Here is a 15046-nt window from a genome sequence, read left to right on the forward strand (position 1 = left end):
CTTTTTAGCAGTAAACCTATTTTTTGTTTTAATGGGTTTTTTATTCCATTTAAATAAATAAAAAAACCCTTCTTTATGATTGAAGGGTTTTTTGGACAGAATATTGTTTTTTCAAATGATTGGCACTTAAGATTTTTGCTTTCTTAACTTTTCTAAGACCAAACCACCAAAGAAAAATCATAAACGGAAAAATAATCATAAGCCAATTTTCTTGTGAGATTAAGATAAAATCGTAGGCTCCATGGAGAATAAATGGCAAGAATAAGGAAAGAATGACCCACTTCGCTTTATTTCCTTCTGTAAATTTTGCCTTTCCAATATAAAAGCCCATAATTACACCAAATAGGGCGTGACTGGATACAGGTAACAATGCACGTGTCATGGCGTGTTCGATTCCATTCGCAATTAGATAAAAGATATTTTCGATTGTAGCAAAACCAAGTGAAACAGCTACTCCGTAAACAATTCCATCAAAGGGTTCATCAAACTCTACATGCTGATAAATAACATAAAAGAGTATAAACCATTTAAAGAACTCCTCGAATAAGCCTGAGCTAAGAAATGCATTGAATAGTTCAGATTTTACTATATGTTCTGTTTCAAGGACATGCTGGATAAACATAATGGGAAACACAAGAAGTGCTCCGTACATAAAAGTCCTTAAAACGAATGAAATTGGCTCTGGTTCATATTCATCTTTTAAATAAAAATAACTTAGTAATGCCAGTCCGGGGGCAAGTCCGGCTGATAATATTCCCAGCATGATGAACCTCTTTTCAAATCCATTTTCTTAATCGTAACATGGTTTCTCTATAAAGAAAATGAAAGATTCATTCCAATTCCTAATAGGTATTTATCTTTTGGTTAATTAAAACTTAAAATCTAATTTCATTCAAATTACTGGCAAGCGCAACTGCCAATTTAATTCTTGCTTTTTTAGAGTCATTATCACTTCCAAGAATTACACCCTTATTAAATAGGTCAAAGGCACTTCCTTCATAGTCATAGGTTGTATAAACTGAGCCTTCTTCTGCGCTTGTAGTTATAACTAGTTTCATTCCTTCTGCAATGGCTGTTTCAATTTCTGTCATCATTTTAGGGGCAACTTGACCACGTCCCACGCCCTCTAAGATAATTCCAGCAATCCCCGCCTCCCGTGCTGCCTTAATAAATTTCCCATCCGCTCCAATATAGCATTTAATGATTTCCACTTGTGGGATGGAAGATTTAATCTCAAAATATTCTCTTTTAATTGGTTTTTGGAAAACATGAACTTGATCATTATCGATAATGCCAAGATATCCAAACCCAAATGAGTTAAAGCCTTGAATATTAGATGCATGTTCTTTTTTTACATAACGTGCTGCAAATATTCGTTCATTAAAAACAACCACTGTTCCAGCATTCCTTAAATCATCGGAACAAGCACAATAAATGGCATGACGTAAATTAATATATACATCGCTTCCTAAATCTTCTGGAGAGCGTTGTGATCCTGTCACTACCACAGTTCTGGAATCATTAATTGTTAAATCAAGAAAATAAGAAGTTTCTTCCATCGTATCTGTTCCATGTGTGACAACTACACCTGAAACCGAATCATCCTTAAAATAGTCTTCAATCTTATTCTTCAATAGTAATAAGTCATCAAAGGTAATATGAATACTAGCCTTCTGAAAAACTGATTCAACAACTACTTCGATGTCCTTTGGCAAATTACACATACTTGCCAATTCTTCACCAGTTATCGCTCCTGAGGCCAATTTTCCCGATTCTTTATTTGTCTTGCTTGCAATAGTCCCACCAGTCGTTAATAAAACTACCTTTTTCATTATTTAGCCACCCTTTTTGCATCATTTTCGATAATTGAGCGTGCGATTGCTTCTCCGTGAAATCTGCCATTTTCAATAAATATTTCATTCGCATTATTTCCAGCAGCAATTACACCTGCAATATATATTCCCTCTACATTTGTCTCCATCGAATCCGGACTAAAGAATGGCCTTCCAGATTCTTCATCAATTTTTACACCCATATTTTTTAAAAATTGGTGGTCTGGATGGTATCCAGTCATTGCAAATACAAAATCATTGGGTATTGTATTATCTTCAGCGTCTTTTGTATAAATAACTTGATTCTCTGTTATTTCTTTAACGCGGGCGTTAAATTCCATTAAAATGGTTCCTGTTCGAACTAACGATTCAAACTCAGGGAGAATCCAAGGCTTAATACTTGGTGAATATTTATCACCACGGTATAAAACGGTCACTCTCGCACCTGCTTTTACAAGTTCTATGGCCGCATCCACACTTGAATTTTTTCCGCCGACCACACAAACATCCTTATCAAAATATGGATGGGCCTCTTTAAAATAGTGGAATACCTTTGGTAAATTTTCGCCCGGAACATTCATATAGTTTGGATGATCATAATAACCTGTTGCGATGATTACATGGCGTGCACAATACGTATTTTTACTAGTAAAGATTTGAAACATTTCATCCTTTTTAAGAACTTTATTCACTTGTTCGAAAGAGTTTATACGCAGCTGTTTTCGTTTAGCGACTTCTCGATAATAGACAAGTGCTTGATTTCTTTTTGGTTTATAACTCTCAGTAATAAACGGCACTTCCCCAATTTCTAACTTTTCTGCCGTGCTAAAAAATGTTTGATGGGTTGGATAGTGATAAATGGAATTTACCACATTTCCTTTTTCAATGATTAATGGCTCTTTTCCTTTATCCTGAATGGCAATGGCTGCTGCCAATCCGCAGGGTCCACCACCAACAATTATGATATCTTCTATTTGCATCATAGGTACACTCCTTAATACAATCACATGGATGACAAAAAAACTCCTATCGTCTATGATAGGAGTTTTTTAACTATGTTTCAATGGTTAAGTATTATATTTAGCAGCAGCTCGTTATTATATCCAGCCTCTAAAGCGGCTCGCTTCTGCCATTTTTCTAACCCCCACCATATATGCAGATAAACGCATATCTACTCGACGGGTTTGGGCAGTATCGTAAATATTATTAAAGGATTTTACCATTACTTTTTCAAGCTTTTCTTCCACTTCTTCTTCCGACCAATAGTAGCCTTGGTTATTTTGAACCCACTCAAAATAAGAAACCGTTACACCGCCTGCTGAAGCTAAAACATCTGGTACAAGGAGAATACCACGTTCAGTTAAAATCTCCGTTGCTTCGAGTGTCGTTGGACCATTTGCTGCTTCAACAACGATGCTCGCACGAATATTGTGAGCATTTTCTTCAGTAATTTGATTTTCTATTGCGGCTGGTACGAGAATATCGCACTCAAGTTCTAGCAATTCTTTATTAGTTATTGTGTTATTAAATAATTTTGTAACAGTTCCGAAGCTATCTCGTCTATCTAATAGATAATCAATATCTAGTCCATCTGGATCATGCAAGGCGCCATAAGCATCGGAAATCCCAATGACTTTTGCTCCTGCATCATGCATAAATTTAGCTAAAAAGCTTCCCGCATTACCAAAACCTTGGATAACAACACGTGCATCCTCAATTCGGATACCTTTCTTCTTTGCAGCCTCTTGGATACAGATTGTCACACCTTTTGCAGTTGCTGATTCACGCCCATGCGACCCACCTAGAACAAGCGGCTTCCCTGTAATAAAACCAGGTGAATTAAATTCATCTATTCGACTATATTCATCCATCATCCATGCCATGATTTGAGAATTAGTAAATACGTCTGGTGCTGGAATATCTTTCGTTGGTCCTACAATTTGACTAATGGCTCTAACGTAACCTCGGCTTAATCTCTCAAGCTCTCTAAAGGACATATCTCGAGGGTCACAAACGATACCGCCTTTACCACCACCGTACGGCAGGTCAACAATTCCACATTTCAAGCTCATCCAAATTGAAAGGGCTTTCACTTCCGTTTCTGTTACACCTGGATGGAAACGAATCCCACCCTTTGTTGGCCCCACTGCATCATTATGTTGTGCACGGTAACCAGTAAAGATTTTTATGGAACCATCATCCATTCTAATTGGAATTTTAACTGTCATTAAACGTAATGGCTCTTTCAAGAGCTCGTATACCTCTTCAGGATAACCTAACTTTTCAAGGGCCTTATGTATAACTGTTTGTGTCGATTTCAACACATCATGCTTTTCCTCTTGATTAGTCTTTTCATTTTCTCTTTCGGCTACCATTTGTAATCCTCCCTAAAAAAATGCTACGAATGTTGTCATCTTTCAGACACAAGTATACACCTTTCATACATTTATGCAAGAAGAAAAGTATAAAAAAAGTCCAATTATGTAAACGCTGCCATTGGCATTTTTATATGCAATGGCTAAATATTATTGCGCAATATCATTTTCCGATTTAAGGGCGGTGGCGCCCTTTTTTTATCTATAAAAACAATTAATTCTACTTAAAAAAATGAAGAATGGTTTCCACCGCTTGTTGTTCGATTATTCGCTTACCGTACTCAGCTAGAACATATGGACTAAGTATAGATGCATTGCCAAATTCGGATAAAACGCAGGCAGCTTTAATATTTTTTTCCGATTCTAAGTTATCCATTATTAAATAGTAGCGGTTGTTCCATACATAGAGACTCCCGCCGAAAATATTCACAGTGGACAGTCTTTTGGCAAGGCTGATAATATCTTCAAATTCATCAAACTCATACAAGAGGTCCTCATAGCCTTCAACTCTTACTTGCATCTCGATAAAACCATCATACAAAATTTCATCATCTTCTATCACATCATCAACGGTAATAATCAATATCATCCCTTGAGCTTGGAGGGAGAACACCTCTACCGCAACAGAACCTTGAATATCAACATCAAATTCCTCACTTGCCTCTTCCAGCATATCATGGAAAAGCTGATTCCATTTAATGGAGTCCTTCCAAATATCTTCTTTGGAGAGTCCTCTGTCAAATAAATCATCAGAGGTTAGAAAAATCTTTATTTTATTGGCTGTTAAGCGTTCTAAGCGCATGATTTTGCCCCCTGCCGTGACATAACTCTTGTTTTCAGTGTATGCCCCAGGGGTCTGTTGGTGAATTGTCTATATTTATCCTTCGATTACAGAATTCCCATTTAGTGTAATCAGGTGACATTCAGCCGGTGCACCTAACCGGAGTGGAATGGAAGTGGTACCATAACCATTACTTATAAGTTGGACCGTGTTATCCAGCTTTTTTATTTTTCCCCGCTCATGGGGGCTATATCCTAAAATATGAATTTGCCCTCCGTGTGTATGTCCGCTTAACACCAAACGTATTTTATGCTCTGGAAGAATCTTATCTGTAATATTAGGATAATGACTGGCTAATATCTTAAACCCACTTTCTTCCGCATCTAATAAGGCCAAATCTAGGCGATCTCGTTCTTGGTTTAAATCATCTACACCTAGTAAACAAAATTTTTCTCCTTTAACAGATTCAAAGGTAACTGCTGTATTAGCTAATACTTTAATACCCAATTCTAGGAGAATGGTATCCAATTTATGATAATCCACTTCATAATCATTGTTTCCCCAAACAAAATAAACTGGGCCAATTTGTTTTAATTTCCTCAAGTTTGCCTTTACTTTTTCAAAAGATACACCTTTTTCAGTTAAATCACCACCGATCACAACAATATCCGCTTTCCCCATAACTGGATTTATCACTTTATCAGAGATTGTTCGCCTATGTATATCGGAAATAAAAAAAATAGAAATGCTGCCAAGTGATTTAGGAAAGTCAGGAAAGCTGAATTCATGTTCTATGATATTATTTAAAAAAGCTTCTCGTAACATATATATAAGAAGGCAACCACCCAGGATGAACAAGAATACTAATGTTATAACCATTTCTCTTTTCCCCATTTCTTAACTAACGTTCAATGGAAATCATACCATAAAAAAGACTTAAACTAAAAAATGCAATCGTCTGCACCAAACCTAAATAAAAGAGAAGGCAAAAAACAATCAGAAGATATAGATACTCAATGAGAAGGTCAACACCAATTACTTTTCGTTTTTGCCAAGCTATTTTTGTGCCAACGATAAGTTCTGATAGGACTCTCCCAGTTAAGAGAAATCCGATAAAAAAAACTAACGTGGCTGCAAAAAATTTTAAGGGATTTACGACAAGACTTATAAAGAAATCAGATAAGGCAAAAGGTTGTGGTATTGAAATCCATTTGATGAGTATATACCCACATATAAAAATTACAAAATACTTAATCACTTTAATGAACATAAAAACCCCTCCCATACAATGTATGAGAAGGATTTAAAAACTTACCTACTGCTAGTTAATCATCTTCTTGGATGCTCAATATTCTGAAGCCATGGTCTTCCAGCCTCCTGGTGAATTTATCGATATTGTCTTTCTTCTCTATCTTCATAACGATTCTCCGGACAAGTTTATCTGTTTCATCGAAAGTTACCAGAGAAATAATATGCTCGTGGAATTGATGTGCAATTTCAGACAGGCGTGCGATTCGTCCTTCGGTTTCAACTGATGTAAAGGCAATCCGTACACCTGGACGATTCACCCCAAATGCACTTTCGAAAGAACTAATGACATCAGAGCGCGTAACTACACCAAGGAAGTTTTTGTTAGCATCAACAACTGCTAATAAAGGAAAATCCTTTAAATCAAGAAGTGTTTTCTCAAATAATTCTCCACCTTCTAGAAACTTATCATGATGTGTAGCAATATCTTTTACAAAAGTTTGGGATAAATACTCATTCTTTTGTTTATCAGACTGAAAATAGCTCATATAAATGTTGTATCTTGTCGCCACTCCTACGTATTTATCTCCACTTAAAACCGGAAGTCCATCAATCTGATATTTTTCCAAACTTTCTAAAGCGTCTTTAAGTGTAGTATTTTCCTGGACAGTAAAACATTCATGCTTTGGAATCATTATATTTTTTACGAACAAATCCATCACCTCGAAATATAATCATGCATTATTTAGTATACTTCTATAAGGCTTGGAAAAAACCCTTTTGCATTTAAGATTATGTCATAGAAAAAGGATTATTTCATATTATTAACTGATGTTGAATAAAGGGAGGACTATTATGAATACACATTTCAAAACCTTTCATCCGTATGTGAGTCCCTTTGACCCTTGTCCGCCGATTCTTGAAAAAGCATACTCTACCCCGCCAAATTTATATATGGGATTTCAACCACCAAACCTGGAACAATTTACACCACTTGAGGCACTTAGAGCCGGTACACTCTGGAAAGCATTCTATGATCCATGGTTTAGTCCACTGGAGCCTGGCAAAGGAGGATTACCCCAATGAAACAAGTTCCTGCCGAGTACTATCAATTAATGGAACAACTACAAGCTGTTGACTTTGTCTTAGTCGAACTAACCCTATATTTGGATACTCATAATGATGATCTTGAAGCCATCAATCAATTCAATCATTACGCAAAAGAAAGAAAACGCCTTAAAAAAGCATTCGAAAGCCAATTTGGACCTCTTTTGCAATTTGGTAATAGTTACTCAAGTTATCCATGGAATTGGGACGATACCCCTTGGCCATGGCAAGTCTAAAATCCGAAGCGCCCGTATTATTTTTTGAGGAGGGATTGGTGTAAATGTGGATTTACGAAAAGAAATTACAATATCCTGTTCGTGTCAGCACTTGTAATCCGAGATTGGCTAAATATTTAATTGAGCAATATGGCGGTGCAGATGGGGAATTGTCTGCAGCACTACGATATTTAAACCAAAGATATTCCATTCCTGACAAAGTAATCGGACTTCTGACAGATATAGGAACAGAGGAATTTGCACACCTTGAAATGATTGCCACCATGGTTTATAAGCTAACAAAGGATGCAACACCAGAACAAATAAAAGCGGCAGGGATTGAGGATCACTATGTAAACCATGACAAAGGTTTGTTTTACCATAATGCTGCTGGAGTGCCATGGACAGCAGCATTTATCCAAACAAAAGGGGATCCTATTGCAGATCTTTACGAAGACATTGCAGCAGAAGAAAAAGCCAGAGCTACCTATCAATGGATTATTAATATGAGTGATGATACAGATTTAAATGATGGTCTACGGTTCTTAAGAGAACGAGAGATTATTCATTCACAGCGCTTCCGTGAAGCCGTGGAAATATTAAAAGACGAACAAGGCAAAAAGAAAATATTTTAACTAAAAAGTGGAAGCTCCTCTAGGCGCTGGAGCTGGATTCAAAAGAAATAAGAAGCAGTTTTGTCCTGCTTCTTATTTTTTTTCATGGTATAGATTAATGTCATATTTTGTTTTCATCATTTCAAAGACAATATGGCGGTTTTTCCATTCTTCTTCTTTTTTCCAGTAATCTTTACTTCGGTCAACAATTTCACAGCGTAATTCATGGTATTCTTTTTCTGCTTTGTCTTTTTTCTCTTTCAATAAGTTCATGGTTCCATACATTCCCACACAAAAGACTAATAGTGTTAAATTATTCGAATCATTAACAAAAGCTGAAAACATCGCAGCAAAGGAATAGGAATAAATGCTGGCAACTGTTAAATATAAATAGACAAAAAAACTTACGGCCAATATAATTGTTCCCCAGATTGAAAGGATATGCCGCTTTTTAAACCGATCAAACTTTTCTTTCCTTTTTCTCACATTTTCAAGCGCTTGTTTGGTTGCTTGATCCGTATTTTCAAGTAATTGGATTGGAGAATCCATTTTATCACCCTCCATTTCTATATATATACATATGAACTTGTCCTTTCTATTATGATTTCTTCATGAAAAAACCGATCACTAAGGGATCGGCTAATTGTTTATCGGTATTTTCAAGACCTGACCTGCATTTACTTGTTTACTCCGAAGATGATTGGCTTTCATAATGATGTCCATCCCCTTGGGAGATTGGTAGTACTTTAAGGCTATTCTATATAGATTTTCGTTTCGTTTAACTGTATGCGTAACAGTAAACTTTATTTGTGATTCTGTCGAAGTTCCTGTTGTTTTTTTTAAGGGTTTTTTAGTTTCAGAATGTTTTACCTCGTTGCTAGTTTGTTTTGTTTCATTATTAGCAGGATTCGTTTCCTTTGATTGATCAAAATCCTCGGCTTTTGTTTCTTCTTCGTCATTTGACGTTTCTAAATTAATGGTTTCATATCCAACAGAATCCTCGGTGGTATTTGGAACTCCATTAACTTTTTTAGCTCCATCACGGTACGAAATTACACTAAAAATTATAATCGGCAGGAGAATAAAGAACAAAACTAATAAACGGATGACTGGGTATTTTAGCTTCCACTTTGTTTTTTTCTTCTTTCTCCGATGGATATGCTCACGAGGCGGCAAGTCATCCTTGGCGTCCACTTTCTCATTAATTTTTTCTATACGTTGTTTCAAACGTTCCGCCTGGTCCCTGTATGGTTCTTCGCTATTCATAGCCGCACTCCTCCCCGTGGGTCTTCTCTAGTTGGACTTTTACATTTTATATAAACACCTAATAAAAAATCAATAACAAAATGCATAACAATTGTAACCGCTAAATTATTGGTCCATTCAAATATTACACCAATCAAAAAGCTTAATATAACAATATTTACAAATAAAAACCAATTAAAAAGATATCGATAGTGAATAATTGCAAAAATAATGCTCGCAAAAACCAATCCTACTTTTGTTTGTATGATTCCTCTAAACAATAATTCCTCACTAAACGCTACAAAAAAAGCAATCAGTATGATGTGAAAAAAGTTTCTATTTTTAAAGATTCTTTCATTTAACCCCCCGTCATCATAAAAGGAAGAAGGCAGCCATTTCATTAAAAGAACATCTAACATCACAATGATTACTCCCGCAGGAATCCCAATTATAAAAATGTTAGAGTCATCCAAAATTATATTTTCTAAATAGGAGAAATGGTCAAAAAATATAAACCCCAATAGTAACGAGATGACACAGAGAATGATTTGTGTCATATACAGATGAAAAAGCAAATCTCTATCCGTTAATCCATTTATTAATTCAAAATACTTCTTTTTCATTCCCTCAACTCACTATTGATTAGAATTTTGGCAAGTAATTCTTTCCAGTTTTGTTCCGTTTTTCTCACCAAAGGTAAATCACTAGAATGACTTGTTTGGTAGTCGATTATTTGAAGTCCGCATATGTCACAGCATTTGTTTACCTTGTTTAATAGTGTTTCATCAAAATATTGTAAAATATTTTGACGTCTGCATAATCTAGATTCAGCCCATTTTTTCATTCGATAAATATTATTCTTTTTAATTGTTAATCTTTCCAGAACAAACTCTTTAATGATGTTTCTTAATTGTTTAATACTTATTGTTTCAAGAGAAGTATTTATTACAAAGTCCTCAACAATCCGCCATTGAATTTCCGAGAAACCGCCAAGATCCATTAAATTGATATCTAAAGTCATCTTCCCATCTATTAACATCCGTTTCTCGTCCAGTTTATTAAACAACCAGTCTATTTGCTGCTCAGATGGTAATTCACTCTCCGCAAGTTGAATCGGCAGTTGTTCATCCCCAGGCGTATATAAAAGGATGGCAATACTAGGTTTGCCATCTCGGCCAGCCCTTCCAATTTCTTGGAGATACGATTCTATTTGCATCGGCATATGATAATGAATAACAAACCGGATATTGTCCTTATTTATTCCCATGCCAAAGGCACTTGTGGCACATATAACATCTAATTGTCCGTACACAAACTGCTGTTGAATCAGTATTCTAGTGGATTGGTCCAAACCGCTATGATAGGCCATCGCTCGGCAGATTCCTTTATCTGATAACAAGGAAGCCATTTGTTCAGCCATTTTTTTACTTGAAAAATAAATAATCCCAGGCTTTTGCAAATTGGCAACAAGCTCACAGACAACCCCTTGCTTTTCGCGGAATTCTAATAATTCTTTAACATAAAAACCTATATTTGGCCTGTCAATTGTGGACTCTATTTTTTTAATTTCATCCAAATCAAGTGAACGAATGATGTCCTCTCTTACTTTTTTGGTAGCAGTTGCAGTCAGCGCAAGTGTGAGTGGATCGCCAAACTTTTTTCTAATTTCACCTAGTTTTGAATAATCTGGCCGAAAGTCAAAGCCCCATTGGGAAATACAATGAGCTTCATCGACTACAAACAATGAAATTGTAAGTTCTTGTAGTTTGCGAAGGATAAAAGGAATCATTAACATTTCAGGTGAGATGAAGATATACTTATACTGTTTCAATTGATGAAGTGCATTTTTCCTTTCATCTGCACTAAGAAAGGAGTTTAACGCAATGACTCTCTTTTCACCAAATTTCTTTAAATGTTCCACTTGGTCTTGCATCAATGAGAGGAGTGGCGATACTATTAAAATTTGCCCCTTTAACATTAGACCTGGCAGTTGGTAACACAATGATTTTCCTGTTCCTGTCGGGAGCATAGCCAATGTATGATGGCCAGACAAGATTGATGTGATTACCTCTTTTTGTCCAGTCTTAAAACTTGGATAACCAAAATGTTCTATTAATACTTTTTCTAGTTCCATTATCTATCACCATATTTCGCCAATACTAGTCTTATTTGAAAATATGTTGCGGTTACAATCTTTTCTCGAATTAACTTTAACTGTTTAGTTGCTATTTGGTGTGAAATTTCTAAAATCTTATTTTGTAATTCTTTATCTACGTAAGTATCGATGGAGAAATTCTCCATATTTAAGGCTAATTCAACCAGATGGTCTTCTATTGTACTTAATTTTAAGTGCCTTATATTTGCAATCATATCAAGTGTATATCCTTGATTTAATAATCTTTGTGTTTTCCTGGTAGATAACGTTAATTCATCATTTTTCATTAGACCTTTAATTAAAAAAGGCAAAATTTTAAACTTATAACCATCTTTCTCAATTTTTCGCAATAAATAATGAAGTGTATTTGTAAAACCAATTTGGTAGTCGTGAAAATTTATATTTAACTGTTTGGCTGCTTGAAGAGGGGTCAAGCCAATTTGTTGAAAACCTGTTAACCGAATTACTAAGATGGCAGGGTCAAACCCGTTTCCCGCGTCAAGACAATCTTCTAATTCTGAATAAAAAGTTGTCCCCATTTCCATCCTAGGCAGATTCATACTTTTTAGAGCGGATTTTAACCAAGTATGAACTTCTTTGTTTTTTTGGATGGGAGTATATCTTGTTTCTCCGAACATTAAATTGGATATCACCTGTACTAATAGGGACAATCTTTCCCAAAATAAGGAGGTCATTTGATGATAGTTCCAGCCTTGAATATACTTCGGCAGTTGAGTTTTTTCTAGAAGCTCTTTTCCAAGAAGCGTAACTATAAATCGTTGTTCTCCGATATTTTTTACCCACTTTTTTTCACTCATCGATTGAATAATTTCTTCAAAAGATTCTCTGGATAATTGCTCATAAATCCCAAAAAAACTTTTCAACGAAAATAAATGGGCATCTTGGATAGTTTGCGATGACTTTTTTCCATTAAGAAGGTGATACACCGAATAAATGGTCCGTTCCTTATTTAATTGTTTTATACTATAAAGAATGATGGATTCAATTTGGAGCATACGAACCTCCCATCACTTATTTCGCACATATTCGACCAAAAACACCATTTTCTCTCTTTATTCTACCATGAAATAAAGGATCTTGATGCCCAAAAATGTGGAAGATTTAGCAAAACACTTGGATAAACTAAAGTGATAAAGGCATTTTTCTATTGAAAAGTTGACGATACAGTTTTACAATAGATATGAGTTATCCGTTTTCATATTAATAATGGAAATGAGTCTTATTTTTTTAATTTACTGGGAGGTTTTTTTCATGGCAAAGTACACAATTGTTGATAAGGAAACATGCATTGCATGTGGAGCTTGCGGCGCGGCAGCACCAGATATCTATGATTACGATGATGAAGGTATCGCATACGTAACACTTGATGATAATGAAGGAATTGTTGAAATTCCTGATGTATTAATCGATGACATGATGGATGCTTTCGAAGGCTGTCCTACTGATTCCATTAAAGTAGCTGACGAAGCTTTTGATGGCAATCCAACTAAATTTGAGTAATATTTAGGATAATACGTTTAAGCTACTGCCTCTCTCCTATTTAGGTGAGGGGCCTTTATTTTTGTTTACAAAATAAAACAGGAGGAATGATTCCCCCTGTCCTTTAGCTACTTAGGCGCTTTTAATAGTAGTAAATTTATTGATCCATGCTTGCATCCGTATGAACAGAAGCATGAAGATGATGGACATCATGACTCCTTTTAAAAGGTTAAATGGTAAGATTGCTGGCAATACTAAATTCCTCATATCTGGAAAGCCCATTAGAACGGTATATGCAGGTAAAATTACCAAGTAGTTTAAAATACTCATCATAACTGCCATGATTGCCGTACCAAAAATTAATGCTAGCGTCATACCTTTTCTAGTCTTAAGTCTATTATATACAAAATAGGTCGGCAGGATAAAAACAATTCCCGCAACGAAATTGGCTATCTGCCCCACCGGGATTCCTGTTTGACTACCTGTCTGAATATAATTAAGGACATTTTTAAAAAACTCAACTAAAATTCCTGCAATCGGTCCAAAAATCAATGTGGCAATTAATGCTGGAATGTCACTGAAATCGACAAACAAGAAATTTGGGAATAGCGGCAACGGAAATTGTATGAGCATTAACAGAAAAGCAATACTACTCAGCATTCCTATTGACACATAAGCCCTAACGTTCATTTTCCTCTTTTTCTGCATTTTCTTCATCTTCCTCTCTCCTTTTTTTGATCCATCGCGTTAAGGAAGAGAGGTTCAGCAACAGACGAGACCAATGTAAATAAAAACTCCCTCAGCAATAATTTGCTTAAGGGAGTTTACAAAGGCACGCTTAATAAACGTTCATTAATATAAAATTTTTTGAACGTCTGCAGAACCTCCATCTTCTCCCATCCAGACTATACTGTCGGCTTTGGAATCTCACCAAATCCTGCCATAAAACGGCTCGCGGGCTTATGAGTTTTACTCAAATACCGCCGATCGGGAATTTCACCCTGCCCCGAAGATAGATCGATATTAAATTACAATTTCAATTATACTGCAGAACTTATCTTTTGTTAAGTAAAAGGTTTCACGTAACAAGACCCGCAGAAAATAGTCTGCGGGTCTTGCTGCGTGAAATTAATGTATATTCAATATTTGTTTAGGTTTGATCAAGTCGGTGGAAAGGTGGTTTAACTCTTTAATCCGGGTCACCGAGATGTTTTTTTCCCTCGAAATCGAATACAATGTATCACCTTGTTTGACGATATATTGCTGGTTTGTCACCTTGATTTTATCCTCATGATTGAATTTAATATGTGAGCTCGCTTCTAATACAACGCCATTGCTTGCGGCAATCCCTCCGCGTACTGTTTCCCCGGTGTCAGCTTTTCCTAATATCTTTTCTGGATCCAATGCAAACTTCTTATCATATCTCCATTCTTGCTGATGCGTTTCAAAATGGAGATGTATCCCTGTAGCTTGTCCAGTTTCCCCCATTTTTCCTATTACTGTACCTTGCTTAATCTTTTGTCCTTGTAACACGTTTCTCTTGTTTAAATGTGCATAGACAGTTACTAAATGACTTGGGTGTTTAATAAACACTACGTTTCCATATGTATTAGAGTAATAAGATTTCACCACCTGTCCGTCAGCAACTGCTAGTACAGGTGTATTTAATTTTCCAGCGATATCAATTCCCTTATGCTTACCCATCCTTGTTCCATATGTATCAGAAACTATACCATCTGCAGGCCATATCCATCCATCCTTAATCTCTTTATCAACCTGCATACTAGCTTCGGAATGTTTTCCTCCTAAAAATAACAAACTGACACATAGCGCCATAATTAGGGCTATAATAACCCTTTTTATGTAATCTCGCATTTTCTTTAGTCACTCTCCTTATTTCTTTTCCTCCTCCACACAATATGTAGTATTTTTCACCTTTAGAACATAATCCTTATCGGTGGAGTGATTAGGCAT

General features: G+C 35.8%; 19 protein-coding genes and 1 riboswitch. Of the genes, 4 read left to right on the top strand and 15 right to left on the bottom strand.

The window, feature by feature from the left end; all coding sequences use genetic code 11:
• Positions 1-73: 73 nt before the first annotated feature.
• The 8 genes from prsW to M3610_RS05100 all read right to left on the bottom strand — a co-directional run bounded on the left by prsW (position 74) and on the right by M3610_RS05100 (position 6949).
• On the bottom strand, positions 74-763 hold the full coding sequence (prsW, locus tag M3610_RS05065) for a glutamic-type intramembrane protease PrsW (RefSeq protein WP_251456977.1): 690 nt from the start codon (positions 761-763) through the stop codon (positions 74-76).
• A gap of 112 nt (positions 764-875) precedes the next feature.
• Positions 876-1832: an asparaginase gene (locus M3610_RS05070; RefSeq protein ID WP_251456980.1), complete on the bottom strand. Its 957-nt coding sequence runs from the start codon at positions 1830-1832 to the stop codon at positions 876-878.
• Complete coding sequence (locus M3610_RS05075) at positions 1832-2812, bottom strand: YpdA family putative bacillithiol disulfide reductase (RefSeq protein WP_251457620.1); 981 nt, start codon at positions 2810-2812, stop codon at positions 1832-1834. Before M3610_RS05075 ends, M3610_RS05070 begins: the two co-directional genes overlap by 1 nt.
• 117 nt (positions 2813-2929) lie before the next feature.
• On the bottom strand, positions 2930-4207 hold the full coding sequence (locus M3610_RS05080) for a Glu/Leu/Phe/Val family dehydrogenase (protein ID WP_251456983.1): 1278 nt from the start codon (positions 4205-4207) through the stop codon (positions 2930-2932).
• Positions 4208-4427: 220 nt separating this feature from the next.
• A complete protein-coding gene (locus M3610_RS05085; RefSeq protein ID WP_251456986.1) occupies positions 4428-5009 on the bottom strand; it encodes a genetic competence negative regulator in 582 nt (193 codons plus the stop codon).
• A 75-nt stretch (positions 5010-5084) separates the two neighbouring features.
• Positions 5085-5867, bottom strand: coding sequence for a metallophosphoesterase (locus tag M3610_RS05090; protein WP_251456988.1), 783 nt, complete (start codon positions 5865-5867; stop codon positions 5085-5087).
• Positions 5868-5889: 22 nt separating this feature from the next.
• Positions 5890-6258, bottom strand: a complete 369-nt coding sequence (locus M3610_RS05095) for a hypothetical protein (protein WP_098574826.1) — start codon at positions 6256-6258, stop codon at positions 5890-5892.
• A gap of 55 nt (positions 6259-6313) precedes the next feature.
• Complete coding sequence (locus M3610_RS05100) at positions 6314-6949, bottom strand: CBS domain-containing protein (protein WP_251456990.1); 636 nt, start codon at positions 6947-6949, stop codon at positions 6314-6316.
• Between the two features lie 142 nt (positions 6950-7091).
• Here M3610_RS05100 and M3610_RS05105 point away from each other — a divergent pair, with 142 nt between their 5' ends.
• Genes M3610_RS05105 through M3610_RS05115 form a run of 3 tightly spaced genes read left to right on the top strand, consistent with a single transcriptional unit; the run spans position 7092 to position 8193 of the window.
• Positions 7092-7322, top strand: coding sequence for a spore coat associated protein CotJA (locus M3610_RS05105; RefSeq protein ID WP_098574828.1), 231 nt, complete (start codon positions 7092-7094; stop codon positions 7320-7322).
• Entirely contained in the window at positions 7319-7579 is a 261-nt protein-coding gene (locus M3610_RS05110) for a spore coat protein CotJB (protein WP_098574829.1), read from the top strand. The genes M3610_RS05105 and M3610_RS05110 overlap by 4 nt, the downstream gene beginning before the upstream one ends.
• Before the next feature lie 44 nt (positions 7580-7623).
• Positions 7624-8193, top strand: a complete 570-nt coding sequence (locus M3610_RS05115) for a manganese catalase family protein (RefSeq protein WP_098574830.1) — start codon at positions 7624-7626, stop codon at positions 8191-8193.
• 72 nt (positions 8194-8265) lie between these two features.
• Here M3610_RS05115 and M3610_RS05120 read toward each other — a convergent pair whose 3' ends face one another.
• The 5 genes from M3610_RS05120 to M3610_RS05140 form a co-directional block, all read right to left on the bottom strand.
• Positions 8266-8721 carry a YpbF family protein gene (locus M3610_RS05120; RefSeq protein WP_251456994.1) on the bottom strand — a complete coding sequence of 152 codons (456 nt, stop codon included), beginning with the start codon at positions 8719-8721 and terminating at the stop codon, positions 8266-8268.
• 90 nt (positions 8722-8811) lie between these two features.
• Positions 8812-9438 (bottom strand): LysM peptidoglycan-binding domain-containing protein, encoded by a 627-nt coding sequence (locus M3610_RS05125; RefSeq protein WP_251456997.1) that lies wholly within the window; start codon positions 9436-9438, stop codon positions 8812-8814.
• Positions 9435-10040: a CPBP family intramembrane glutamic endopeptidase gene (locus M3610_RS05130; protein WP_098574833.1), complete on the bottom strand. Its 606-nt coding sequence runs from the start codon at positions 10038-10040 to the stop codon at positions 9435-9437. The genes M3610_RS05125 and M3610_RS05130 overlap by 4 nt, the downstream gene beginning before the upstream one ends.
• A complete protein-coding gene (locus tag M3610_RS05135; RefSeq protein WP_251457000.1) occupies positions 10037-11551 on the bottom strand; it encodes a RecQ family ATP-dependent DNA helicase in 1515 nt (504 codons plus the stop codon). Before M3610_RS05135 ends, M3610_RS05130 begins: the two co-directional genes overlap by 4 nt.
• Entirely contained in the window at positions 11551-12588 is a 1038-nt protein-coding gene (locus tag M3610_RS05140; protein WP_251457003.1) for a YpbB family protein, read from the bottom strand. The genes M3610_RS05135 and M3610_RS05140 overlap by 1 nt, the downstream gene beginning before the upstream one ends.
• A 256-nt stretch (positions 12589-12844) precedes the next feature.
• On the opposite strand from M3610_RS05140, the gene M3610_RS05145 reads away from it, so the two are divergent.
• The gene (locus M3610_RS05145; RefSeq protein WP_098574836.1) at positions 12845-13093 is read left to right on the top strand and encodes a ferredoxin; all 249 of its coding nucleotides are present in this window, start codon (positions 12845-12847) and stop codon (positions 13091-13093) included.
• Between the two features lie 111 nt (positions 13094-13204).
• On the opposite strand, the gene M3610_RS05150 is transcribed toward M3610_RS05145, so the two are convergent.
• Complete coding sequence (locus tag M3610_RS05150; protein ID WP_098574837.1) at positions 13205-13789, bottom strand: ECF transporter S component; 585 nt, start codon at positions 13787-13789, stop codon at positions 13205-13207.
• Between the two features lie 167 nt (positions 13790-13956).
• Positions 13957-14090, bottom strand: a riboswitch (FMN riboswitch).
• Positions 14091-14200: 110 nt separating this feature from the next.
• The gene (locus tag M3610_RS05155; RefSeq protein ID WP_251457005.1) at positions 14201-14947 is read right to left on the bottom strand and encodes a peptidoglycan DD-metalloendopeptidase family protein; all 747 of its coding nucleotides are present in this window, start codon (positions 14945-14947) and stop codon (positions 14201-14203) included.
• Between the last annotated feature and the right edge of the window lie 99 nt (positions 14948-15046).

The organism is Neobacillus sp. MER 74, assembly GCF_023714155.1.